We start from the raw sequence: 21963 nt of genomic DNA on the forward strand, positions 1-21963 counted from the left end.
CGGACCGACGGGCCTTCACGGCTCCGTCCCCTTCTCGACGCATGAAACTCGACTTCCTCGGCGGCGCGGGGGAGGTCGGCCGCAGCGCCGTCCTCGTGGACGACGCGCTGCTGCTCGACTACGGCGCGAAGCCGACGGAGCCGCCGGGGTGGCCGCTCGACTGCGACCCCGAGGCGGTCGTCGTCTCGCACGGCCACCTCGACCACGCCGGCGGAGTGCCCGCGCTCCTGTCGGGGACGGACCGGCCGCCGGTCCACTGGACCCCGCCGACCCACGAGTTCGCCGCCCTGCTCGCGCGCGACACGCTGAAGCTCCACGGCAACACCCCGCGGTGTCCCTTCGCCGAACCCGACGTCCACCGGCTGGGCGAGGCCTCGGTCGAACACGGCTACGGCGAGCCGTTCGAGGCCGCGGGCTACGAGGTGACGCTGTACGACGCCGGCCACATCCCCGGGAGCGCCCACGTCCTCGTGGACGACGGCGACACCCGCCTCCTGTACACCGGCGACTTCCACACCGACGACCAGCGGCTCGTCCCCGCCTCCACGGCCCGGCCCGAGGCGGATGTCGTGATATGCGAGTCCACGTACTCCGACGTCTCGCACGACCCCCGCGCCCGCGTCGAGGAGCGGTTCGCCGAGGCGGTCCGCGAGACGGTCGTCCGCGGCGGCACCGTCGTCGTCCCCGCCTTCGCCATCGGCCGGACGCAGGAGGTACTCATGGTCTGTGACGCCCACGGCCTCGACCCCTACGTCGACGGGATGGGCGTCGAGGTGCTGGACACGCTCGTGCGCCACCCCGACTACGTCCGCGATCACGACGCGCTCCGCGGCGCGCGCAAGAACGCGCGGACGGTCACGGGTCGCGACGGCCAGCGGAAACGCATCGCGGCCGAGAACACCGTCGTCGTCACCACGAGCGGCATGTTGAACGGCGGCCCGGCGATGACCTACGTCCCCGAGGTGGCCGGCTCCCCCGCGAACCTCGTCGCCTTCTCCGGCTACCAGGTCGCGGGGACGCCCGGCCGCGAACTGCTGGAGACGGGCAGCGCCGACATCGACGGCCGACGGCTCCGTGTCGCCGCCCGCCGCGACTCGTTCGACTTCTCGGCACACGCCGACCGCGAGGGCCTGTTCTCCTTCCTGTCGAGCTACGGGGACGCGACGGTGCTCGTCAACCACGGCGACCGCTGCGGCGCGTTCGCCGACGAACTCCGGGCGGACGGCTACGACGCGAGCGCGCCCGACCTGGGCGCGACCGTCGAGGTCTAGGCGCGCTTCACTCCGTCGTGGGCGAGTTCGAGCGACTCGACGGCCACGGTCGAGCGGTCGGTCCGGAGGTGCGGGCCGACCCACCGCTCCGGGACCGCGTTCTCGCATTTCCACCGCGCGACCGCCTCGCCGTCGGCGTCGAGCAGGGAGACGAGGACCGTGCGCGCGCCGACGCTCCCGTCGATGTAGCCGTCGAACCACGCCCGGAGCGTCCCGTCGCTGTCCGCCGCCCGCACGAGCACGAGGGTCGGCGAGACGGGAACGAGGCGGTTCACCGTCCCGTCGCCGACGAGCGACGCCACCCAGTCGGGCACGAGGTCGGCGAGCGGCACGTCGCGCCGCTCGGCGGTCGCCTCCAACCCCCGGACCTCCGAGAAGCCGGTGGGTTCCAGCCCCGCCGCCTCCACGGTGAAGCGGTCGGCCGTCGGCGGGTCGGCCGGCCGGGCCATCACTCCACCCCGGTCCGCTCGATGCCCTCGTGGACGAGTTCGAGCGTCTCTACCGCCACGTCGCCGTCGCGGGCGTCGAGGTCCGGCGCGACGTAGCGCGCGGGCCACGCCGCCCGTAGCTCCCACCGCGGCCCGGGGTTGCCCGCCTCGTCGAGCAGTATCACCTCGACGTCGCGGCGCGCCTCGTTCATTCGACCCTGCTCGACCAGCCGGCGCCAGCCGGCAAGCGCCGCCGCGTCGCCGACGCCCCGCTCCAGCAGGACCGGCTCGTACGTCGTCGTGCCGGGGACGAGCCGGTAGTCGAGCGGCTCGTTCCCCTCGCGGTAGCGCAGGGGCTCGGTCCCGGAGCCGCCCACCCGACAGGCGCTGAAGCCCGCCTCGGGGAAGCCGTCTATCCCCAGCAGGAACCGGACGTTCGGGTACGGTCGCGTCCGGGGCGGGCGCTCCTCGTCGCGCGTGTCGTCGTTCTCGGGCGGCGCGTCGTCGTCTTTCGTCGTCTCCTCCGCGTTTCCGTCGGTCGGCTCGGACCCCTCCTCGACCGGATCGGGGTCGTCGCCGACCGACTCCCGGTCGCCCCCCTTCTTCCCGTCGAACGGCCCGTCGGGCCGCCGCGGGTGCCGGTTCGGTTCTTCGGGCTCGTCGGGGCCCTTCTTCGGTCGTCGCCCGCTCACGCCGTCCACCCCCGCTCGTCCCACATGGTCGAGCGACAGACGCCGAGCGCGGTATTGAGTGTTTCCGCGGTCGAGCGTAACCCGGATAGCCGTCCGTCGCCTACGCCCGGTATGGTTCCCGAGCCGCCGGCGACCGTCCTCGTCGACCTCGACGGGACGGTCTGTGCCCAGCTACCGCGCGCCTGCGAGTACCTCGACGCGGAGTACGGCGTCTCGGTCGCGCCCGCGGACGTCGACGCGTGGTCGTGGCGCGTCCCCGGCCACGACGCGCACGCCCACATCGGCGAGGTCATCGTCGAACTGATGGAGGAACGCCCGGAGTGGTTCCTCGGCGGCCTCGACCCGCTCCCCGGCGTCGCCGAGGGAATGGCCGCGCTCTCGGACGCGGGCTACGAGGTCCACATCGCCACCCACCGGATTCCCGAGACGCACGACGTGTCGAAGGCCTGGCTCGCCGACCACGGCGTCGAGTACGACCGGTTCGTCCACGACGTGCCCGCGAACAAGGGCCACCTCGACGGCGACGCCCTGCTCGACGACTACCACGGCAACGTCGCGGACGCGCTCGCCGCCGGGAAGGCGGGCGTCCTCGTCCGCCAGCCCTACTCCGACCCGGCGGCCTGTGCCGGCGCCCACGTCGTGGACGGGTGGGACGACGTGACCGACCTGTTCTGCTAGTCGCGCGCCGCCTCGACGCTCTCGGCCTCCTCCTCCAGCGCCGCGGCCAGTTCGCGCGCCTGGTCGGGCGTCAGCCGGAGGCGGTCGGCGTGGGCGGGCAGCGTGTCGAGCGAGGTGTTGTCGAGTTCCATCGCGAACTCGACGTGCGTGGGACTGTTTCGCGGCGAGGTGACGTTCACCGTCGCGAGCGCCTCCTCGTCGAAGCCGTGGCCCTCGGCCTCGGCGTCCACGAGGTCGAGCGTCGTGTACGCGTTCACGCGCATGATGCGGTCTGCCATGTCCGTGCCACGGCGCCGCCGGGCCTAAGGGTGGCGACGGGCGCGGCTACTCGGGGTGAAAAACGGGCGATGAAAGGGGGAATCCGCCGCGGCTCAGAAGGGGGCCTGCGGCCCCTCGTCGTCCTCGCTGCCGCCGGAGGTCTCGCCGGGGAACGACGGCGAGACGTTGCCGCCGCCCATCCCGTCGCCGCCGCCGGCGGCCATGCCGGTGTCGGCGTGGACCGTCGTGATCTCGGGTATCTCCTTCGTCATGCGGGACTTGATGGCCTGGATGGTCATCGGGGAGATGCCACAGCCCGAACACGCGCCCCCGAGCTGGATGGTGACCGAGCCCGCCTCGCGGTCGAGGTCCTGGATGGCCGCGCTGCCGCCGTGCATCTGGATCTGCGGGAAGTTGCGCCGCAGGAAGTTCGAGATGCGGTCGCGCAGGTCGTCGCCGTCAGCGGATTCCGTGCTCATGAACGCGCGTACGTGACGGCGACGCTTAGGCCTTGTCCCTCCGTGCGCGCTGCTATCGACCGCGTGCGCTACTGTACGTCGAAGACCCGGCGGAGTTCGGCCCTGATGGCCTCGGTGTACGCCGAGAGCACCGCGTCGAGCGTCTCCTCCTCGACGACGACGACCCCGTCCAGCCGCTCGTGGGGGTTCGGCGGCAGCTCGACCCGGAACTCGCCGTCGCCCTCGTAGAACGGCTCCGACTCGTTGAGCACGGCCTGGTCGATGCCGTGGATCAGCGTCGAGTCGTACTCCTCGTTCATCCGCGAGAAGGCGTTCTTGTACGCCTGCTGGAGCTTCGGGAAGTACTCGACGTACTTCTCCGCCTCGAAGGTCTCCGGGTCGAGCGTCATACCCGCCAGTCGGCGGGTGCCGGCAAAAACGGGGCGATTCGGCCCACGTCCGGGGACCGCGCTTCCCGAGGGCGAACCCCCTCGCTTCGGGTCCGCTCGCCCCGCCCGCGTGCGGTTGTGCGTCGCCGCGACCACTTCCGCCCCGCTATCCCAGCTGCTCGCCGACGATGCGGTTCGCGTGTTCGACGAACTCGGCTTCCGTGCCGGCCGGGATGGTCGCCCCCGCGGCCACGTCGTGACCGCCCCCGCCGCCGCCGACGGCCGCGGACGCCTCCCCCATCACCGCCGAGAGGTCGAGCCCCTTCCGGACGAGCGCGCCCGTCCCGCGCGAGGACACCTTCGTCTCCTCGGCGCTCTCCTCGGCGAAGGCGATGACGGGCTTCGAGCGGTCCACGCCGCTGGTGCCCATCGACATCCCGGCGACGATGCCGACGATGGTCTCGCGTATCTCGTCGCCCGCGTCGAACCACTGGACGTTGCCCGCGTCCGTGACGCCCTCGCGCTTCACCCAGTTCAGCCCCTCGGAGAGGTTCCGGCGGTGGGTGCGCAGCAGTTTCCGCGCGGTCTCCAGCGCGCCGGTCCGGTCGCCGAGACACACTGCGAGCCCCACGTCCGCGCGGTCGTAGCGGGCCGTCGCGTTCAGGAGCGTGGAGAACTCCGAGGCGTCGCGCAGTTCCGTCCCCTCGGGTTCGTGTGCCAGCGTGTACGTCGTCCCGACGAGCCGTTCTATCTTGTCGGCGGGGACGCCCCGCTTGACGGCGTGGCGCACCAGCGCGCTCGCCACCGCCTGTCGCTCCCCGTCGGTCAGGTCCACCCATCGCTTCCACTCCGTCTCGTCGCCCCGGCAGTCCACGTCGAGGCCGTCGAGGAAGTCCACGGCGCCCGAATAGGAGTTCGAGATGCCGGGGACGTAGGTGTCGGTCGCGTACTCCAGCAGCTTCGGGAGCGGCCGGGTCTGTTTCCCGTAGACGGCGAGGTCCTTCGCCTCCGCGAGCGCGCCGGACTCGACGCCCTCCGCGACGAGCGCGGCGTTCGCGCCCGTCAGTTCCCCGTCGGAGTCCTGCATGTCGCCCACCGCGCCCACGACGGCCGTGGCCGCGAGGTCGCGGTTGTCCGTCCCCGCCCCTTCGAGCGCCCGCGCGAGGACGTACGCCGCGCCCGCGCCCGACAGTTCCCGCGCGCCGTTGATGCCGAACAGCAGGGGGTTCAGGTGGAACTCCGTGTCGGCGTCCTCGGCCGGCCGGTGGTGGTCCGCGATTACGGGGACGAAGTCGCCCCGCTCCTCGTGGACGGCGATGTCGTCCAACTGGCCGGAGCCGAAGTCGGTGAACAGCACGGTGTCGTAGTCGGTCGCCGCGAGGCTCGCTATCGCCTCCGCGTCCAGCTGTTTGAAGAACACCTGCTCGTGGGCGATGCCGGCGCGTTCGAGCGCCGTGTCCGCGACCGCCGCGCTCGTCAGCCCGTCGGCGTCGATGTGGGAGGCGACCAGCACGCGGCCGGCCGCCCGCAGGCGCTCGGCGCAGGCCGCGGCGCGGTCGGCCATCTCGGGGACCGGAGCCGTACTCATCGTGTGGGGGTTGGCCGTTTCCGGGTTTAAACCTCCGCCCCGACCCGCCGACCTGACGCGTCAGGACTACGGTCCCCGCCCTCCCAGCGACGCTATGAGCGAAACGCGCTGTTGGCTCGTCGAGCGGACGTACAACGACCGGGACCTCGTGACGCTCGTGTACGCGACGCCGGACGGCGAACGCGCGGTGACGAAGGAGGTGCCGATGACCGCCATCGCCAACGGGAGCGTCTCGGTGACGGCGGCGAAGGAACACGACCCGGACGACCTCGAACCCGTCGAGGAGGGGACGGTCGAGCGCTACCGCGAGGAGGCCGCCCGCGTCGCGACCGACCACGACCCGGACGACGAGATTTAACGCCTCCGGCCGTCCGCGGACGTGAAACCCTTTAGGTCGGCGGGCGGAAGCGCCGCCATGACCGCCATCGAGCTGTCGGGCGTCACCAAGCGGTTCGGCGACGTCGTCGCCCTCCGCGACCTCGACATGACCGTCGAGTCCGGGGAGGTGTACGGCTTCCTCGGGCCGAACGGGGCCGGCAAATCGACGACCATCGACGTGCTGCTCGACTTCGTCCGGCCGACCGAGGGCGAGGTCAGCGTGCTGGGCCACGACGCCCGGGCGGAGAGCCGCGCCGTCCGCGAGCGCACCGGCGTGCTCCCCGAGGGGTTCGACACGTACGACCGGCTGACGGCGCGCGAACACGTGGAGTTCGCCGTCGAGTCGAAGGGGAGCGGCGAGGACCCCGAGGCCCTGCTCGACCGCGTGGGCCTCGCCGACGCCGTCGACCGGAAGGCCGGCGGCTTCTCGAAGGGGATGACCCAGCGGCTGGCGCTCGCGATGGCGCTGGCGGGCGAACCGGACCTGCTCGTCCTCGACGAGCCCTCGACGGGACTGGACCCGAACGGGGCCCGCGAGATGCGGACCATCGTCCGCGAGGAGGCCGAGCGCGGCGCGACCGTCTTCTTCTCCAGCCACGTCCTCGGGCAGGTGGAGGCGGTCTGTGACCGCGTCGGCATCCTCCGCGACGGCGACCTCGTCGCCGTCGATACCGTCGAGGGCCTCCGCGAGAAGTCGGGGGCGGGCACTCGGCTCACCGTCGAGACGGAGGGCGTCACGGACGGGGCCGTCGAGGCGGCGGCGGCCGTCGCGGGCGTCACCGAGGCGCGCGCGGAGGGCGACCGCCTCGTCGTGAGCTACGAGGGCGACGCGAAGATGGAGGTGGTCAACGCCGTCGAGGACGCCGGCGCGACGGTGACCGACTTCGCGACCGCCGAGGCGTCGCTGGAGGACGTGTTCGCCGCCTACACGGAGGCCGAGCGATGACGGACCTCGACCCCGACTCCGTGCGGGCGGTGGCGCGCAAGGACTTCGAGGACGCCCTCCGGTCGCGGGCGCTGCTCGTCGTCGGCGCGGCGTTCGTCGTCTTCTTCGTCGGCGCCGCGGCGCTGTTCGCGAACCAACTCGGCGGCGGCACCGTCCAGGGCCGGCAGATAACCTCGAACAGCTTCCTGCGCGGGCTCTCGGGCGTCACCCGCTTGCTCGTCCCGCTGACGGGCGCGGTGGTCGCGTACGCCGCCGTCGTCGGCGAGCGCGAGTCCGGGTCGCTGAAACTGCTGCTCGCGCTCCCGCACTCGCGGCTCGACGTGGTCGTCGGGAAACTGCTCGGGCGCGGCGCGGTGGTCGCCGTTCCCGTCCTGCTCGGATTGCTGGCGGCGGTGCCGGCGTTCTCGCTCGCCGGCGTCCCGCTCCGGCCGGGCGACTACCTGCTGTTCGCCTTCCTGACCGTGCTCGTGGGGCTGGTCTTCGTCGCCGTCGGGCTGGGCGCGAGCGCCGCGGCCGACTCCTCGCGGCGCGCCGTCGTCGCCACGTTCGTCCCCTTCGCCGTCTTCGCGCTCGTGTGGGGACAGGTCGCGAACCGCCTCGCCACCGTCGCCGCGAACCAGCTGTCGCTCGGCACCCGGACGGTGTTCGAGGTGTACTTCCTGCTCCGGGCGGCGAACCCCCTCGGCGCGTACGAGATGGTCGCCTCGAACGTCGGCTCCCCGCCCGTCCAGCTGTCCTTCTTCTCGCCGCCGTCGCGACGGACCTACGTCCAGCAGTTCGGAGAGCTCCCCGTCTATCTCACGGACGGCGCGTTCGTCGCTATCCTGCTCCTGTGGATAGTCGTGCCCGTCGCGCTCGGCTACCTCGCCTTCGAGCGCGCGGACCTGTAGCCACGGGCGTGGGTACTTCCCCGCGAGCGGGGACCGAAACCCCCATACATGCACGAATATGCATAGTACCATGAACCGCGCAGAGAAGGCCGCGCTCCAGCTCCGGGCCGTCGACGTCCTGCGCACCCTGAAGGAGACGCGGACGTACGACGAACTCGCCGCCGAGACGGGGCTGCCGGCGGGCGACCTGAACCGCTACGTGAACGGCCACGTCCTCCCCGGCGTCGAGCGCGCCGAGGAGATCGTCGCCGGCGTCGGCCGCGACACGCTCGAGGCCGAACTCGAAGCGCGCATCGAGCGCGACGCCGACGGCTACATCGACAACTCGCGGGTCGTCTTCGACCAGTCCCTCCTCGACCTCGTGGCGCCCGTCGCCGGCGAGGCGTTCGGCTTCGAGCGCCCCGACGTGGTCCTGACGGCCGCGACGGACGGCATCACCCTCGCCGCGGCGATGGCCGCCCACTACGGCGCGACCGTCGCCTACGCGAAGAAGTCGAAGGAGACGGCCGTCGAGGAGTTCATCGAGTCGCGCCAGCGGCTCGCCTCGGGCATCGAACTCACCTACTACCTCCCCGCGGAGGCCATCGACGCCGGCGACTCGGTGCTCGTCGTGGACGACCTCATCCGCTCGGGCGAGACGCAGGAACTGCTGCTCGACATCGCCGACCGCGCCGGCGCCGACGTGGCGGGCGTGTTCGCGCTCATCGCGGCCGGCGACGAGGGTATCGACCGCGCCCGCGACCGCGTGGAGGCCCCGGTCGGCGCGCTCGCCTCGCTCTGAGTCGGCGAGCGGCACGGCCCCAGCCCCTCCCGGCACCGTCACTGTGCCGAACTGTTCGACGTGTGGTACCACGGGACTATCCGCGTCCGTGTATAACGACGCGTCGGAGAGGACAAATCTTAACACGACCCTGCACGCACCCCCGTCCACATGGGCATCCGCGAGACCCTCGGCGACTACTTCGGGTTCGCCGAGCACGGGACGAACCTCGACAGGGAGATACGGGCGGGGATAACCACGTTCCTGACGATGAGCTACATCGTCGTGGTGAACCCCTCCATCATGACCGACCAGCCCGGCACGGAGTTCCTCGACGGCATCGCCATCGAGGGACTCACCGCCGGGCAGATAGAGCAGAAGCTCGCCGTCATCACCATCCTCTCGGCGTTCACGGCGACGCTCATCATGGCGCTGTACGCGAACCGGCCGTTCGCGCAGGCGCCCGGCCTCGGGCTGAACGCCTTCTTCGCGTTCACCGTCGTCGGGTCGCTCGGCGTCCCGTGGCAGACGGCGCTCGCGGCCGTCTTCGTGGAGGGAATCATCTTCGTCCTCCTGACCGTCGCCGGCGTCCGCAAGTACGTCATCGAGGCGTTCCCGGAGCCGGTGAAGTTCGCCGTCGGGGCCGGTATCGGCGCCTTCCTCGCCATCATCGGGCTGGAGGCGATGGGCATCGTGGTCAACGACCCGGCGACGTACATCACGCTCGGCGGGGTGGCGAGCGACCCCGTCGCCATCCTCTCCGTGCTGGGGCTGTTCTTCACCTTCGCGCTGTACGCCCGCGGCGTCCGCGGCTCCATCATCATCGGCATCCTCGCGACGACGCTCGCCGGCGTCGTCGTCACCTTCGCCGGCCTCGTCCAGCCGGGCGTCGTCGCCTCGCCCGCGATACAGCAGGGCGGCTTCGACGCCGGCGCGCTGACGAGCCCCGACTACGACATCCGGCCGCTCGCGGGCGCGTTCGTCTCCGGGCTCGTCGGCGACCCGGCCGCCAACCTCGACGCGTTCGCGTTCGCGCTCGTCGTGTTCACGTTCTTCTTCGTGGACTTCTTCGACACCGCGGGGACGCTCACCGGCGTCGGGCAGGCCGCGGGCTTCCTCGACGAGAACGGCGACCTCCCGGAGATAGAAAAGCCCCTGCTGTCGGACGGTATCGGCACCACGGTCGGCGGGATGCTCGGCACCTCGACGGTGACGACGTACATCGAGTCCGCAACCGGCGTCGAGGAGGGCGGCCGCACGGGGATGACGGCGCTCGTCGTCGCGCTGCTGTTCCTCGGGTCGCTCGCCATCGTCCCGCTCGCGGCCTTCATCCCGCTGTACGCCAGCCACATCGCGCTGGTCGTCGTCGCGGTCATCATGCTCGGCAACCTCACCGACATCCAGTGGGACGACGTGACCCACGCGGCCCCGGCGGGGATGACCGTCCTCATCATGCCGTTCACGTACAACATCGGCTACGGCATCGCGGCGGGCATCATCACCTACCCCATCGTGAAGGCCGCGACCGGCGAGTTCGAGGACATCCGGCCGCTGCAGGTGGTGCTGGCGGCGCTGTTCGTCGTCTACTTCGTCGTCCGCACGGGCGGCGTCCTCTCCGGTATCGGGAACTGAACGGGGCGTTCCGGCCGCGCCCGGCGTCCGTCCCCGCCGCCGGAAAACCCGGCGGGTATCAGTAACTTAAAGCGGGCGTGGGACCCGATTTCTCGGTAATGACAACCCTCGGAACGGCCACGGCCGCCCCCGGCGAGAAAGCCGTGGGTCGCCTCCCGGTCGGCGAGGCCCGCGACGGCTCCGAGGTCTCGCTTCCCGTCTGTGTCGTCAACGGCGAGGCCGACGGGAAGACCCTCTACGTGCAGGCGGTATCGGACGGCGACGAACTCAACGGCCTCGGCGTCGTCCGCCGGGTCGTCCCGCGCCTCGACCCCGCCGACCTCGCGGGGGAGGTGGTCGTCGTCGGCATCGTGAACTGGTACGGCTTCCAGGTCGCCGAACACCGCAACCCCATCGACGACACGAAGCTGAACCGCGCGTATCCAGGCGACGATAACGGCACGGCGTCCGAGCGCATCGCGCACGCCACCTTCTCCGCGGCGGCCGACGCCGACCTCGCGCTCGACCTCCACCAGGGCTCGACCAGCCGGATGATAAACGAGACGCGCGTGCGGTGTGGCCGCCGCCACCGCCTCCACCGCGAGTGTCTCGAACTCGCCAAGACGTTCGACTGCGGCTACGTCCTCGACCAGAAGGGGCCGGACGGCCAACTCGCCCGCGCCGCGCCGGACGAGGGCGTCCCGACCATCGACCCGGAACTCGGCGGCGCGGTCGGCTTCGACGAGGAATCCGTCCGCCTCGGCGTCCGCGGGACGATGAACGTCCTCACGGAGTACGGCTTCCTCCCCGGCGAGGTCGAGTCGAACGAGCAGGTCCGCGCCGGCGGCTTCGACCAGTACGGCTCCCCCGCGGGCGGGCTGGTGGACTTCGCCGCCGACCTGAAGGAGGAGGTGAGCCGCGGCGACACGCTGTTCGAGGTGACGGACGCGTTCGGCACCGTCAAGGACACCGTCACCGCCGACGGCGACGGCGTTTTCTGGCGCTCCCGGCGGCTCCCGCAGGTCGCCACCGGCGAGTACGTCTGTTCGGTCGCCACGGACATCGACTCCTACTGAGCGACCGACACCGACAAAGCCCGAGGCCCCCCAGCCCCGGCCATGCTCGAATGCTCCGCGTGCGGGGCCGCCTACGAGGACCGCTGGCGCTGCACCTGCGGCGCGCCGCTCGACTTCGCCGACCGCCCGCTCCCCGACGGCGACCCCGCCGTCGACGCGACCCGGGGGCTGTGGGCCTTCGAGGAGTTCCTCCCGACCGGTCCCGAGGTGACGCTCGGCGAGGGCTTCACCCCCCTCACCGAGGGCGACCCGTGGGACTGCGAGTTCAAACTGGAGTACGTCTTCCCGACGGGGTCGTTCAAGGACCGCGGCGCGACGACGACCCTCTCGCTCGCCGCCGAGCGCGGGGTCGAGCGCGTCGTCGAGGACTCCTCCGGGAACGCGGGCGCGGCCATCGCCACCTACGCGGCCCGCGCCGGCATCGACGCGAGCGTCTACGTCCCGGCCTCGGTCAAGCCCTCGAAGGTGCGCGCCGTCGAGCGCGCGGGCGCCGAGGTGGTCCGCGTCGAGGGGTCGCGCGAGGCCGTCACCGACGCCTGCATCGCGGCCGTCGAGGCGGGCGAGGGCTGGTACGCGAGCCACGCGTGGAACCCCGCGTTCTTCGCGGGCACCGCGACGTTCGCCTACGAGGTGGCCGCCCAGCGCGACTGGACCGTCCCCGACGCCGTCGTGACGCCGCTCGGGCACGGCACGCTCTTTCTGGGTGCCTACCGCGGCTTCCGCGCGCTGAAGGACGCGGGCTGGACCGACTCCGTCCCGAAGCTCCTCGGCGCACAGGCCGCCGGCTACGCGCCCATCGCCGCCGAACGCCACGGGAGAGGAGAGACGACGAACGAGATGGCGGACGGGATACGGATACGCGAACCGGCGCGGAAGGGACAGATACTCGACGCCATCGACGCCACGGACGGCGACGCTATCGCGCTCGGGGAGGACCGGGTCCGCGAGGCGTACGACCGCCTCCACGCGAACGGCTTCTACACGGAGCCGACGTGTGCCGTCGCGCCCGCGGCCCTCGACGTCTACCGCGAGCGCGGGGTCATCGCCCCGGACGACGACGTGGTCGTCCCGCTCACCGGGTCGGGGATGAAGACCTAGAGGTAGGCGTTCGTGTACAGGTCGTCGGGCGCGGGCGGCGCGACCCCCTCGTCGTAGGCCGCGTCGAGGACGCCGGCCCCGCGGAGCCAGTCCACGAACCGGGCCCAGCGGTCGCCGTCCATGTGGCCCCACTCCCCGTCGGCGAGGTAGTGCGGCGCGAGTTCGCGGGCGCTCTCGCGGACGAACTCGGGGTCGTCGAGGTCGGGGCCCTCGGCAATCCGACAGAGGGTGTCGGCCGCCCCCTCCGGGTCGGCGGCGGCCGCCTCGTACCCCTCGGCCGTGGCGGCGAGGAACTCGCGCACGGCGTCGCCGTGTTCGTCGAGGGTGTCGGGGTGCGCGAGCAGGACGGGCGTGTAGCCGTAGGGCACGTCGTACTCCGACAGCCCGAAGCCGCGCAGGTCGATGCCGTCGCGGCGGGCGCGGACGCCCTCCCACGGCATGAACACCCACGTCGCGTCGGCGTCGCCGTCGAGCAGCGTGTTCGGTACGCCGAGCATCTCCGGTTCGACCGTCTCGAAGGTCCCCTCGCCGCCGTCGTTGCGTATCAGCTGTGCGACGATGTGGTCCTCGAAGCGCGCGCCGTATGAGGCGTACGTCGCCCCGTCGAGGTCGCGCGGGCGCTCGATGTCGGAGTCGGCCAGCACGGCCACGGCGCTCGTGTCCCCCTGGACGAGCGCGGCGACGGCGACCAGCGAGTCGTGGCGGTCGAGCGTCGCGTAGCTGACGGCGCTCTCGGAGGGCGCAACGGCGAAGTCGGCCTCGCCCTCCGCGACCTTCCTCGCTGGCGTCCGCTCGTAGCCGTCGAGCGCGGGCGATTCGAGCGTCACGTCGAGGCCCGCGTCGGCGTACGCGCCCCGGTCGGCGGCGACGTAGAAGCCGGCGTGGTTCGTGTTCGGCGTCCAGTCCAGCGCGACGGTCACGTCCATGCGCGCGGCTACCGCGCCCGCCGGCAAAAACTCGGTGGTACCACGGTAGAATCAGCGTTCGGGGTGGACGGGCGCGTCGAAGCCGCCGCGGACGAGCGGCTTCGCGACGTGGCGGCGCGCGCTCGGCGGCACCTCGTACCAGCCGCGTTCGAGGTCGCGTTCGAGGTCGCGCTCGACCTTCCCGGGCGCGGTCGTCCCGCAGTCGCCGCGACACCGGTACCCCTGCCCGCGGCCCGCCGACTCCATCCGGCGGCCGCAGTCGGGACACTCCGGGGTGACCCGCTCGGTCCCCACGAGGTCGCGGACGGCGAACTTCTCCAGCTTGAGCGTCCCCGCCGCCACCTCCCCGCAGACGGTGAGGTCGTCGCCGACCCGGAGCGCCCGCACCCGGTCGCGGAAGCGCCCGGTCGGGGCGAAGGCGGCACAGGGCAGGTCGACCCCGTCGTCGCCGACCGCGAGGAAGACGTGGCCCCCCTGTCGTGTCTCGGGCGCGCGAACGACGGTCGCGTCGAGGCGGTAGCCGCGGCCGTCGCGGACCTCGTCCGGGGTTCCGTCGGCCAGGTGGGCGTCGGTGCCCTGATTGGTGCGGAAGGTGACGCGCCGCTCCACCGACTCGGAGTCGACGGCGCGGGCACAGGCGCGGGTCGCGTCGGGGTCGTCGCCCCGGATCCCGTGGAGCACCGGCCCGGGCGTGTGCGGGACGGCGACTGGTTCGCCCGTGGCCCGGTCCACGGTGTCCCACACCGTCGGGTACCACTCGTCGGCGGCGTCGAACAGCGAGTCGTAGTCCACTTCGCGCTCGGTGCCCCAGCGGTCGCGCTCGCGGTAGGTGATTGTCTCGTAGGTGGGCGCGAGGCCGGCCCGCTCCCACGCGCGGGCCGCGCCGACGGCCGCGAGCGCGCCCACGAGGCCCTGTCCGGTGTCCCACGCCGCGGTCCGGTAGCCGTGTTCGTCGCACAGCGCGCGGGCGTCGTCGGGCGCGAGCAGGTCGCGCATCGCCCGGTCGGTCCAGTCGGCGACGGCGTCGGGCGCGTCCTCGGGCGTGCCGGGCGCGACCACGACCCCGGGGTTCGTGCGCTCGTCCCCGGTCACCGCCTCCCTGCCCACCACCTCACGGGCGGCTGCGAGCGCCTCGTCGGGCGCGACCTCGGTCACGACGGCGAGCGCCGCGTTCCCGCGGGTCTTGTACGGCACCGCGGGGTTGAGCCGAACCAGATAGCGGGCGCTCGCGCCGAGGCGTTCGGCCACGAGCGCGGCGGCGTAGGTCGTACACATCCCGCCCTCGCGGGAGTCGGTGTCGTCGAGGCCGACGACGGTCATACCGCCCCTCCCCGGCGCGTGATAAAGCCCCTTTCGCTCGGGGGCGAAAGCCGCCGACGGGACCAGCGGGGGGCACAACGCATATATCCGGGGAGCGGTCTAGGAATCCCCATGTCTCGGCAGGCGCTGGTGGGGAACGTCTCCGCGATGCTCGCTGACGCGGGCTTCGCCGTCAGCGACCGCATCGCGGTGCGCCCCAAGAGCTTCGACCTCGCGGCCCGGCGCGGCGAGGACGTCCTGCTCGTGAAGGTGCTCTCGAACGTGGACGCCTTCGACGCGGCCACGGGCGCGGAGATGCGCCGGCTCGGCCACTACCTCAACGCGACCCCGATGGTCGTCTCGCTGCGCACCCGCGACGAGGACCTCAAGCCGGGCGTCGTCTACTTCCGTCACGGCGTCCCGGCCATCTCGCCCGACACGGCCGTCGATATGTTCGTCGAGGGCGTGCCGCCGCTCATCTACGCCGCCCCCGGCGGGCTGTACGTCAACATCGACGGCGAGGTGCTCGCCGACGCCCGCGAGGAGCGCGACTGGTCGCTCGGCCAGCTCGCCTCCGAACTCGGCGTCTCGCGGCGCACCGTCTCGAAGTACGAGGACGGGATGAACGCGAGCGTCGAGGTGGCCGCCCGGCTGGAGGAGGTGTTCGACCAGCCGCTCGCCTCGCCCGTGGACGTGCTCGACGGCGGCGAGGACGTGCGCGACGCCGACCCCGAACCCGACGAGGCCCCGGAGCCCGACCCCTCCGACGAGCCGGTGGTCTCCGTGCTGACGAAGGTCGGCTACACCGTCCACCCGACCCAGCGCGCGCCCTTCAAGGCCGTCTCGGAGGACGAGGACCCGGCCGACTCGCTGCTCACCGGCCACTCCGAGTTCACCCGGACCGCGGAGAAGCGCGCCCGTATCATGTCATCCGTCGGCGAAATCACGCGGACGCGCTCCGTGTACGTCGTGGACGACGCACGCCGCGAGAACGTGGACGGCACCGCGCTCATCGAGCGCGAGGAACTCGCCGGCGTCGAGGACGCCGACGACCTCCGCGACCTCATCTACGGGCGCGTCGACCGCGAACCCGAGTCGGCCTGAGCATCGCTACCGCCCGAGCCGCGCCGCGATTCCCCGCCTGTTCGTCCACGCCTCCGCCCCCGCCCACGCGAGTCCGACCGCGAGCGACGCGGCCGCCGCGAGGAACGCCCACCCGCCCATCCAGACCGGCTTCACCCACGGGACGACGTGGCTCCACCCGACGGCGAGCGGCGTCAGGCCGGCGTCGGCCAGCACGGCCGCGGGGCCGCCCGCGGCGTCCTCGGGCACCGGCGGGTCGTTCGCGCTCCCGGTGACGGCGTACGCGCCGGTCGCGTTCAGGTCGCGCATCGTCGGGCCGCGGGCGGAGCCGCCGGTCCACGGCGCGGAGGTGTTCGTCGCGCCGACCCGCTCGGCGTCGTACGGCCCCCACGTCGCGTAGTACTCCCAGACGACCTCGCCCTCGGGCGTCACCTCGACGACCCGGTGGTTCAGCGAGTCCGTGACGAGCGTGTTCCCGTTCGGGAGGCGGTCGGCGTCGCGGGGCCACGTGAGGTTCCCGCCGACGCCGAGTTCCCACGCGAGCGTCCACGAGCAGTCGGCGGGCGGGGCCTCGACCGGGTCGCCCGCACAGCGCCGCTCGTACTCCACGATACGGTCGTTCTCGGAGTCGGCCACGAGTATCGTCGGTCGGCCCTCCTCGCTCAGCAGGTAGTCGGGGTTGTGCTGTTCGTGGAGCACGGAGTGGTTCCCGTCCGCGCCCAGCCGCATCTCCACGGCGTCCGTGGTGCGGTTCACGACGAGCACCTGGTCGAAGTTGCGCGGCGACAGCAGGAAGCGGTCGCCGCCGAGGTAGTCCACGTCGTTGAGGTGGGTCCAGTCGTCGGAGAAGCCGCCGTCCGTGTCGTTCGGGAAGTGGTCGCGGAAGCGCCACTCCCACGTCACCTCGTCGAGCGTGCGGTTGTAGACGAACACGCGGTCGTTCGCGACCCCGTCCTCCGTCTCGCGCATGTTGGCGACGACGACGTCGCCGTTCGGGAGCAGGTCGGCGTCGTGGGTGTCGTGGATGTCGAACCGCTCCGTCCACACCATCCGGCGGGCGTCGGGGTCGTACTCGCCGACGACGGTGCGGTCGGCGTTCGGCGTCACGACGAACAGGTGGCCGTTCGCCATCGGGTCCACGTCGTAGAACCACTGGCGGTCGAGCCCGCCCGCGTACGACCAGTCGAAGGTGCCGTTCGGCGTCACGGAGAGCAGGCGCGCGGGCTTCTTCGAGGAGCCGACCCCCCGGAAGTGGAAGCCCTGGATACCGACGACGGTGTCGCCGCCGGCCCGCTCGGTCACGGTGCCGGGCTTGAACTCCACCGGCTCGTGGGTGAGCGCCGCGACGCCCGCGGGGACGAGCAGCGCGACGACGAGCGCCGCCGCCGCGACCCGCGCGAGCGTCCGGCGGGAGGGTGTCATAGGGGAAGAGACGGCCGGGGCGGCCTCCCTCTTTCGGTCCCTCCCGGAACCCATTTGGCCGCGACACTCCTAACCCGAGCGTGTCACAGGAGCCACCCGAACGCCCCGGGACGGCGCGGTTCGCCGCGGCGCTGGGCGTGCGGCGCAACGCGGCCGTCGGCTTCGCGCTGGGCGCCCTCGTCGCCGTCTTCCTCACCTACGGGGCCGTCACCGGCCCGCAGGATGCCTACTCGGACGCGGCGTACGTCGCGCTCGGCTTCGTCCTCGCGGTCGGGACGGGCCTGCTCGCGACGCTACTGCTCACCGTCGTCAGCGCGGTTCGACTGGCCCGCGAGACCTAGTCGGTCAGTTCCGCCAGCCGCTCGGCGCCGGCGCGGGTCCCCTTCGCGATGAGCACGTCGTCGGCGTGGAGCCGCGTCCCCGGGCCGGGCGAGACGACCCAACCCGTCTCCTTCCCGCTCGGCGCGCGCGAGCCGTCCCCGCGCCGGACGGCGATGACGCGCATCCCCGTCTCCGTCTTCACGGCCACGTCGCCGAGCGTCGCGCCGTCGAGCCTGCTCCCCGCTGCCACCCCGTAGCGCGCCAGTATCTCGTCGGACTCGAGGACGGCCTCCTGAATCACCGGATGGGTGCCGAGCCCCCGGAGGACTCCCTCGCTGATTTCGAGGGCGGCGTCGGAGATGACCTCCGTCGCGGCCGCGAGGTGGACCAGCCCCCGGAGCGAGACGGGGTCGTCCACCTCGGCGGCGGCCCGGAGCGTCCACGCCTCGAAGCGCGACTGGAGCGCGTCCACCTCGGCTTCGAGTTCGAGCACCTCCTCGGCGAGGCCGTCGTCGTCGAAGAGGACGGCGCCGTACGCGAGGTCCACGGCGAGTTCGGAGATGTCCTTCATCAACACGACCGAGTCCATCGCGCGGTCGAGGTCCGCCGACGACTCGACGGGGGGGTCGGGCGGCTCGTAGGCCGCCCCGCAGAGGTCCTCGTACACCTCGGCGACGCCGTCCTCCGGCCCCCGAAGGAGGACCACGTCGCCGGGTTCGAGGACGGTGTCGGCGTCGGGGTCCGTGAGCCAGTCGCCCGAGCGTCGGACGGCGATGACGCGCACCCCGGTTTCGGTTTCGAGGTTCAGGTCGCCGAGCGTCCGGCCCGCGAGCCCGGACTCGGACTCGACGGCGGCCCGGACGAGCGTCTCGACGGACTCGGGGAGCGCGGCGCGCATCGCCTCGGGGAGGCCGATGTCCTCCAGCACGACCTTCGCGATGTCGCCCGCGGCGTCGGATATCTTCTCCGCGGCGCCGACGACCCCGAGCACGGGGGCGAGCGCCTCCGCGTCCTCGGGGTTGCGCGCGGCCATCAGCAGGCCCATCCGGGCGCGCAGTTGGAGCACGTCCATCCGCGATTCGAGGTCGATGACCTCCTCCGCGACGGTGTCCGAGCGGAGGAGGACGGCCGAGTACGAGAGGTCGATGAGCAGCTCCGCGGTGTCCTTCATCTCGGCGAGCAGTTCCTTGACGCTCACCGGCTCGTACTCGACCTCCCGTGGCATACCCCGCGGTAGCCCGGGCAGGGGTAAAAGCGTACCCGGCGAGCGGGCGGTAGCGGCGCGATTCTACACGAAAGACAACCCTTTTCGTACCGCCGTCGGAACCGCACGGTATGTCCGACGAACTCAAGAAGGGGCTCGAGGGCGTGCTCGTCGCCGAGTCGTCGCTCAGCTTCATCGACGGCGACGCCGGGAAGCTCGTCTATCGCGGCTACGATATCGAGGACCTCGCCCGCGAGGCCACCTTCGAGGAGGTCGTCTACCTGCTGTGGAACGGCGAACTGCCGACACGCGAGGAGCTGTCGGCGTTCAACGAGTCGATGGCCGCCGAACGGCCCGTCGACGACGCGGTGCTCGACACCGTCGCGGCGCTCGCCGAGGCCGACGAGGAGCCGATGGCCGCGCTCCGCACGCTCGTCTCCTATCTCTCCGCCGAGGACCCCGAGGCCGACGCCGACGCGACGGACCTCGACGCCTCTACCCGCAAGGGTCGTCGCATCACCGCCAAGATACCGACCGTGCTCGCCGCCTTCGACCGCTTCCGCCGCGGCGAGGACCCGGTCGCGCCGCGCGACGACCTCGGCCACGCCGCGAACTTCCTCTACATGCTCACCGGCGAGGAGCCGGACGCGGTCGCCGAGGAGACGTTCGACATGGCGCTCACGCTCCACGCGGACCACGGCCTCAACGCCTCGACGTTCACGGCGATGGTCATCGGCTCCACGATGGCCGACGTCTACTCCGCCGTCACCGGCGGCGTCGGCGCCCTGTCCGGCCCGCTCCACGGCGGCGCGAACCAGGACGTGATGGAGTTGCTGCTCGAAATCGACGAGGCCGGCGAGGACCCCGTCGAGTACGTCAAGCGCGCCCGCGAGGAGCGCGAGGACTGGCGCGTGCCCGGGATGGGCCACCGGGTCTACTCCGTGAAGGACCCGCGGGCCGTCATCCTGGAGGCCAAGTCCGAGGAACTCGGCGCGGCCTCCGGCGACGCGAAGTGGTACGACATGGCCGACGCCATCGAGTCGTTCTTCGCCGACCAGGGGCTCGTCGAGAAGGGCATCGCCCCGAACGTGGACTTCTACTCCGGCACGGTGTACTACCAGCTCGGCATCCCGGTCGATATGTTCACGCCCATCTTCGCGATGTCGCGCGTGGGCGGCTGGCTCGGCCACACGCTGGAGTACCAGGCCGAGAACCGCCTCATCCGCCCGCGCGCCCGCTACACGGGCGAGAAGGACCTCGACTTCCCGAGCATCGACGAGCGGTAATCAGTCCGTCGTCGCCTCGGAATCCGTCTCCGTTCCTCCGCCGGTCCCGCGCTCGGCCATCATGTCGGCCGCGCGGTCGGCCCACCCCGTCCGCTCGAACCCCCACACCACCACCAGCGCCATCCACAGGTAGGCGACGCCGACGCCGACGTACGCGCCGACCGGCCCGTAGCCGAGGAACTCGCCGACGAGCCACGAGACGCCGAGGAAGCCGCCGAACATCCCCGTGGTGCGCGCGACGAACGGGATACGCGTCTCGCTCGCGCCCTGCAGCGCGCCCGAGAGCGACGAGAACGCGACGAGGCCGACGGCGACGAGCGCGTACACGCGGGCGAAGTCGCCCCCGTAGCGGGCCGTCGTCGGGTCGTCCGTGAACAGCGCCACTATCTCGGGCGCGGCGACGAGCAGGACGACGCTGATGGCGCCGATGGTGACGAGCCCCAGCGCGGCGACGCCCCGGCCGGCGAAGCGCGCGCCCTCGGGGTCGCCCTCGCCGAGCGACTGCCCGACGAGGACCGACGCCGCGACGTTGTAGCCGCGCGACAGCGGCCCCGTCACCTGCTGGTAGACGCGCCGACCGATCTGGAAGCCGGCGTTGACCGCCTCGCCGGCCGGGAAGCCGAGCAACAGCGCGTTGAACGGGAACTCCGCGAGGCCGGCCGCGAACCCCTCCGCGACGCGCGGCGCGCTCACCTGCAACAGCTGTTTGGTGATGACGAGCGACCGCGGCCACGCGAAACTGGCGCTCGTCCACGAGGTGGCGATGGCGCCGAGCAGCAGCGCGGCGGTGAGGACGTTCGCCGCGGCGGTGGCGAGGCCGACGCCGACGACCCGGAGTTCGGGCGCGCCGAACAGTCCCAGCCCGAGCACGACCGAGCCGGCGATGTTCAGCGAGTTCGCGCCGATGTTGATGTACATCGGCGTGCGGGTGTCGCCCGTGCCCTGGAGCGAGCGCGCGCCGATGAGCGCGACGTGGCGCGCCGGCGCGGTGGCGAAGATGAGCGCGAGGTAGGTCGAGCCGAGGTCGACCACCTCGGAACTCGCGCCGAAGACGCGGATGGCCGGCCCCCCGAGGAACAGACCGACGAGGACGAACGGAATGCCGGCGAGCACGCCGACGACGAGCGCCTGCGTCACCGCCTCGTCGCGGCTGGCCTCCGCGCCCGCGCCGGTGTCCTGCGAGGAGAGCGCGATGGCCCCGCCGCCGAGGCCGAGGCCGACGCGGAGGGGAAACCGTGCGTACAGGTCCGCGAGGCCGATGGCGACGACGGCGGCGGGCGAGAACAGCGCCGTCACCAGCACGTCGGTGGTCCGCATCGCGGTGCGGAACACCTGCTCCGTCATCACGGGCCACGCCAGCGAGAAGACCCGCTTCCAGAGCCGACGGAGCCGCCCCGTATCCATTACCGGGACCGACGGACGACCGCGGTTTGAGGCTACCGGAGTCCAACGCTTTAGCCGGTGGCTCGCGAGGGGCGACCGTGCGCGTCTTCGTCTACGGCACGCTGTGCGACCCGGCCCGCGTCCGCGAGGTCGCGCCGTCGGCGGACCTCGGCCCCGCCGCGACGCTGTACGGCCTCCGCCGCGTCGAGGGCCGGTACCCGACGCTCGCGCCGGGCGGGTCGGTCGCCGGCCGAATCCTCCGAACCGACGACATCGCTGTGCTCGACGCCTACGAGGGGGTCGAGCGGGGACTCTACGTCCGGGTGTCGGTGCCCGCTGAGGAGGGGCCAGTCGAGACGTACGTCGGCGACCCGGACCGCCTCGACACCGCGGAGCCGGTCGCGTGGCCGGGGAGCGGGCCGCTCGCGGAGCGGGTCCGCGCCTACGTCGAGGACGAAGGCGTGACCGTCCGAATCGAGGGCTGACGGGCGGCCCGACGGCTCGGCGACGGTCGGGCC

24 protein-coding genes are annotated in these 21963 nt (G+C 72.3%); 13 read left to right on the plus strand and 11 right to left on the minus strand.

Going from position 1 to position 21963, the window contains the following annotated elements; translation table 11 throughout:
- The first annotated feature begins 41 nt into the window (after nt 1-41).
- Complete coding sequence (locus tag P2T37_RS07250) at nt 42-1271, plus strand: MBL fold metallo-hydrolase (protein ID WP_276236130.1); 1230 nt, start codon at nt 42-44, stop codon at nt 1269-1271.
- Here P2T37_RS07250 and P2T37_RS07255 read toward each other — a convergent pair.
- On the minus strand, nt 1268-1720 hold the full coding sequence (locus P2T37_RS07255; RefSeq protein WP_276236131.1) for a phage tail protein: 453 nt from the start codon (nt 1718-1720) through the stop codon (nt 1268-1270). The two genes, P2T37_RS07250 and P2T37_RS07255, sit on opposite strands and share 4 nt — an antisense overlap.
- The gene (locus P2T37_RS07260) at nt 1720-2391 is read right to left on the minus strand and encodes a phage tail protein (RefSeq protein ID WP_276236132.1); all 672 of its coding nucleotides are present in this window, start codon (nt 2389-2391) and stop codon (nt 1720-1722) included. The genes P2T37_RS07255 and P2T37_RS07260 overlap by 1 nt, the downstream gene beginning before the upstream one ends.
- A 111-nt stretch (nt 2392-2502) precedes the next feature.
- Between P2T37_RS07260 and P2T37_RS07265 the strand changes: the two genes are divergently transcribed.
- The gene (locus P2T37_RS07265) at nt 2503-3069 is read left to right on the plus strand and encodes a 5' nucleotidase, NT5C type (RefSeq protein WP_276236133.1); all 567 of its coding nucleotides are present in this window, start codon (nt 2503-2505) and stop codon (nt 3067-3069) included.
- On the opposite strand, the gene P2T37_RS07270 is transcribed toward P2T37_RS07265, so the two are convergent.
- The 4 genes from P2T37_RS07270 to P2T37_RS07285 all read right to left on the minus strand — a co-directional run bounded on the left by P2T37_RS07270 (nt 3066) and on the right by P2T37_RS07285 (nt 5762).
- The gene (locus P2T37_RS07270; RefSeq protein WP_276236134.1) at nt 3066-3347 is read right to left on the minus strand and encodes a DUF6360 family protein; all 282 of its coding nucleotides are present in this window, start codon (nt 3345-3347) and stop codon (nt 3066-3068) included. The genes P2T37_RS07265 and P2T37_RS07270 overlap by 4 nt on opposite strands.
- Before the next feature lie 93 nt (nt 3348-3440).
- Nucleotides 3441-3806, minus strand: a complete 366-nt coding sequence (locus P2T37_RS07275) for a NifU family protein (protein WP_276236135.1) — start codon at nt 3804-3806, stop codon at nt 3441-3443.
- Nucleotides 3807-3874: 68 nt separating this feature from the next.
- On the minus strand, nt 3875-4195 hold the full coding sequence (locus tag P2T37_RS07280) for a DUF5783 family protein (protein ID WP_276236136.1): 321 nt from the start codon (nt 4193-4195) through the stop codon (nt 3875-3877).
- A 145-nt stretch (nt 4196-4340) separates the two neighbouring features.
- Nucleotides 4341-5762 carry a RecJ family nuclease gene (locus P2T37_RS07285; RefSeq protein WP_276236137.1) on the minus strand — a complete coding sequence of 474 codons (1422 nt, stop codon included), beginning with the start codon at nt 5760-5762 and terminating at the stop codon, nt 4341-4343.
- Between the two features lie 94 nt (nt 5763-5856).
- On the opposite strand from P2T37_RS07285, the gene P2T37_RS07290 reads away from it, so the two are divergent.
- The 7 genes from P2T37_RS07290 to P2T37_RS07320 all read left to right on the plus strand — a co-directional run bounded on the left by P2T37_RS07290 (nt 5857) and on the right by P2T37_RS07320 (nt 12521).
- Nucleotides 5857-6120: a DUF7967 family protein gene (locus P2T37_RS07290; protein ID WP_276236138.1), complete on the plus strand. Its 264-nt coding sequence runs from the start codon at nt 5857-5859 to the stop codon at nt 6118-6120.
- 57 nt (nt 6121-6177) lie between these two features.
- Nucleotides 6178-7086 (plus strand): ABC transporter ATP-binding protein, encoded by a 909-nt coding sequence (locus P2T37_RS07295; RefSeq protein WP_276236139.1) that lies wholly within the window; start codon nt 6178-6180, stop codon nt 7084-7086.
- Entirely contained in the window at nt 7083-7976 is an 894-nt protein-coding gene (locus P2T37_RS07300; RefSeq protein WP_276236140.1) for an ABC transporter permease subunit, read from the plus strand. Before P2T37_RS07295 ends, P2T37_RS07300 begins: the two co-directional genes overlap by 4 nt.
- 70 nt (nt 7977-8046) lie before the next feature.
- Nucleotides 8047-8757: a phosphoribosyltransferase family protein gene (locus P2T37_RS07305; protein WP_276236141.1), complete on the plus strand. Its 711-nt coding sequence runs from the start codon at nt 8047-8049 to the stop codon at nt 8755-8757.
- Nucleotides 8758-8907: 150 nt separating this feature from the next.
- Nucleotides 8908-10368, plus strand: coding sequence for an NCS2 family permease (locus P2T37_RS07310; protein ID WP_276236142.1), 1461 nt, complete (start codon nt 8908-8910; stop codon nt 10366-10368).
- 98 nt (nt 10369-10466) lie between these two features.
- Entirely contained in the window at nt 10467-11423 is a 957-nt protein-coding gene (locus tag P2T37_RS07315; protein ID WP_276236144.1) for a succinylglutamate desuccinylase/aspartoacylase family protein, read from the plus strand.
- A 42-nt stretch (nt 11424-11465) separates the two neighbouring features.
- Nucleotides 11466-12521: a pyridoxal-phosphate dependent enzyme gene (locus P2T37_RS07320; protein WP_276236145.1), complete on the plus strand. Its 1056-nt coding sequence runs from the start codon at nt 11466-11468 to the stop codon at nt 12519-12521.
- Here the strand turns inward: P2T37_RS07320 and P2T37_RS07325 are convergent.
- Both P2T37_RS07325 and P2T37_RS07330 read right to left on the minus strand, forming a co-directional pair.
- Nucleotides 12518-13447: an ABC transporter substrate-binding protein gene (locus P2T37_RS07325; protein WP_276236146.1), complete on the minus strand. Its 930-nt coding sequence runs from the start codon at nt 13445-13447 to the stop codon at nt 12518-12520. The genes P2T37_RS07320 and P2T37_RS07325 overlap by 4 nt on opposite strands.
- A 51-nt stretch (nt 13448-13498) precedes the next feature.
- A complete protein-coding gene (locus P2T37_RS07330) occupies nt 13499-14767 on the minus strand; it encodes a tRNA(Ile)(2)-agmatinylcytidine synthase (protein ID WP_276236147.1) in 1269 nt (422 codons plus the stop codon).
- A 111-nt stretch (nt 14768-14878) separates the two neighbouring features.
- Here P2T37_RS07330 and P2T37_RS07335 point away from each other — a divergent pair, with 111 nt between their 5' ends.
- Complete coding sequence (locus tag P2T37_RS07335) at nt 14879-15850, plus strand: transcriptional regulator (protein WP_276236148.1); 972 nt, start codon at nt 14879-14881, stop codon at nt 15848-15850.
- 6 nt (nt 15851-15856) lie between these two features.
- On the opposite strand, the gene P2T37_RS07340 is transcribed toward P2T37_RS07335, so the two are convergent.
- A complete protein-coding gene (locus P2T37_RS07340) occupies nt 15857-17251 on the minus strand; it encodes an aryl-sulfate sulfotransferase (protein WP_276236149.1) in 1395 nt (464 codons plus the stop codon).
- An 80-nt stretch (nt 17252-17331) separates the two neighbouring features.
- Between P2T37_RS07340 and P2T37_RS07345 the strand changes: the two genes are divergently transcribed.
- Nucleotides 17332-17592: a DUF7536 family protein gene (locus tag P2T37_RS07345; RefSeq protein WP_276236150.1), complete on the plus strand. Its 261-nt coding sequence runs from the start codon at nt 17332-17334 to the stop codon at nt 17590-17592.
- Here the strand turns inward: P2T37_RS07345 and P2T37_RS07350 are convergent.
- Nucleotides 17589-18797 (minus strand): potassium channel family protein, encoded by a 1209-nt coding sequence (locus P2T37_RS07350; protein WP_276236151.1) that lies wholly within the window; start codon nt 18795-18797, stop codon nt 17589-17591. The two genes, P2T37_RS07345 and P2T37_RS07350, sit on opposite strands and share 4 nt — an antisense overlap.
- 110 nt (nt 18798-18907) lie before the next feature.
- Here P2T37_RS07350 and citZ point away from each other — a divergent pair, with 110 nt between their 5' ends.
- Nucleotides 18908-20062 (plus strand): citrate synthase, encoded by a 1155-nt coding sequence (gene citZ, locus P2T37_RS07355; RefSeq protein ID WP_276236152.1) that lies wholly within the window; start codon nt 18908-18910, stop codon nt 20060-20062.
- On the opposite strand, the gene P2T37_RS07360 is transcribed toward citZ, so the two are convergent.
- The gene (locus tag P2T37_RS07360; protein ID WP_276236153.1) at nt 20063-21466 is read right to left on the minus strand and encodes an MATE family efflux transporter; all 1404 of its coding nucleotides are present in this window, start codon (nt 21464-21466) and stop codon (nt 20063-20065) included.
- A gap of 77 nt (nt 21467-21543) precedes the next feature.
- Between P2T37_RS07360 and P2T37_RS07365 the strand changes: the two genes are divergently transcribed.
- Nucleotides 21544-21930, plus strand: a complete 387-nt coding sequence (locus tag P2T37_RS07365; RefSeq protein ID WP_276233266.1) for a gamma-glutamylcyclotransferase family protein — start codon at nt 21544-21546, stop codon at nt 21928-21930.
- Nucleotides 21931-21963: the final 33 nt, after the last annotated feature.

Origin of the sequence: Halosegnis marinus (assembly GCF_029338355.1) — an archaeon.
Lineage (GTDB): Archaea > Halobacteriota > Halobacteria > Halobacteriales > Haloarculaceae > Halosegnis > Halosegnis marinus.

What these genes read in the sequence shown, in the direction of transcription:
- P2T37_RS07310 (WP_276236142.1), top strand. Translation starts at nt 8,908, where the DNA reads ATGGGCATCCGCGAGACCCTCGGCGACTACTTCGGGTTCGCCGAGCAC.
- P2T37_RS07265 (WP_276236133.1), top strand. Translation starts at nt 2,503, where the DNA reads ATGGTTCCCGAGCCGCCGGCGACCGTCCTCGTCGACCTCGACGGGACG.
- P2T37_RS07300 (WP_276236140.1), top strand. Translation starts at nt 7,083, where the DNA reads ATGACGGACCTCGACCCCGACTCCGTGCGGGCGGTGGCGCGCAAGGAC.
- P2T37_RS07275 (WP_276236135.1), bottom strand. Translation starts at nt 3,806, where the DNA reads ATGAGCACGGAATCCGCTGACGGCGACGACCTGCGCGACCGCATCTCG.
- P2T37_RS07360 (WP_276236153.1), bottom strand. Translation starts at nt 21,466, where the DNA reads ATGGATACGGGGCGGCTCCGTCGGCTCTGGAAGCGGGTCTTCTCGCTG.
- P2T37_RS07255 (WP_276236131.1), bottom strand. Translation starts at nt 1,720, where the DNA reads ATGGCCCGGCCGGCCGACCCGCCGACGGCCGACCGCTTCACCGTGGAG.
- P2T37_RS07340 (WP_276236149.1), bottom strand. Translation starts at nt 17,251, where the DNA reads ATGACACCCTCCCGCCGGACGCTCGCGCGGGTCGCGGCGGCGGCGCTC.
- P2T37_RS07335 (WP_276236148.1), top strand. Translation starts at nt 14,879, where the DNA reads ATGTCTCGGCAGGCGCTGGTGGGGAACGTCTCCGCGATGCTCGCTGAC.
- P2T37_RS07295 (WP_276236139.1), top strand. Translation starts at nt 6,178, where the DNA reads ATGACCGCCATCGAGCTGTCGGGCGTCACCAAGCGGTTCGGCGACGTC.
- P2T37_RS07285 (WP_276236137.1), bottom strand. Translation starts at nt 5,762, where the DNA reads ATGAGTACGGCTCCGGTCCCCGAGATGGCCGACCGCGCCGCGGCCTGC.
- P2T37_RS07325 (WP_276236146.1), bottom strand. Translation starts at nt 13,447, where the DNA reads ATGGACGTGACCGTCGCGCTGGACTGGACGCCGAACACGAACCACGCC.
- P2T37_RS07305 (WP_276236141.1), top strand. Translation starts at nt 8,047, where the DNA reads ATGAACCGCGCAGAGAAGGCCGCGCTCCAGCTCCGGGCCGTCGACGTC.
- P2T37_RS07280 (WP_276236136.1), bottom strand. Translation starts at nt 4,195, where the DNA reads ATGACGCTCGACCCGGAGACCTTCGAGGCGGAGAAGTACGTCGAGTAC.
- P2T37_RS07250 (WP_276236130.1), top strand. Translation starts at nt 42, where the DNA reads ATGAAACTCGACTTCCTCGGCGGCGCGGGGGAGGTCGGCCGCAGCGCC.
- P2T37_RS07270 (WP_276236134.1), bottom strand. Translation starts at nt 3,347, where the DNA reads ATGGCAGACCGCATCATGCGCGTGAACGCGTACACGACGCTCGACCTC.
- P2T37_RS07315 (WP_276236144.1), top strand. Translation starts at nt 10,467, where the DNA reads ATGACAACCCTCGGAACGGCCACGGCCGCCCCCGGCGAGAAAGCCGTG.
- citZ (WP_276236152.1), top strand. Translation starts at nt 18,908, where the DNA reads ATGTCCGACGAACTCAAGAAGGGGCTCGAGGGCGTGCTCGTCGCCGAG.
- P2T37_RS07320 (WP_276236145.1), top strand. Translation starts at nt 11,466, where the DNA reads ATGCTCGAATGCTCCGCGTGCGGGGCCGCCTACGAGGACCGCTGGCGC.
- P2T37_RS07350 (WP_276236151.1), bottom strand. Translation starts at nt 18,797, where the DNA reads ATGCCACGGGAGGTCGAGTACGAGCCGGTGAGCGTCAAGGAACTGCTC.
- P2T37_RS07330 (WP_276236147.1), bottom strand. Translation starts at nt 14,767, where the DNA reads ATGACCGTCGTCGGCCTCGACGACACCGACTCCCGCGAGGGCGGGATG.
- P2T37_RS07290 (WP_276236138.1), top strand. Translation starts at nt 5,857, where the DNA reads ATGAGCGAAACGCGCTGTTGGCTCGTCGAGCGGACGTACAACGACCGG.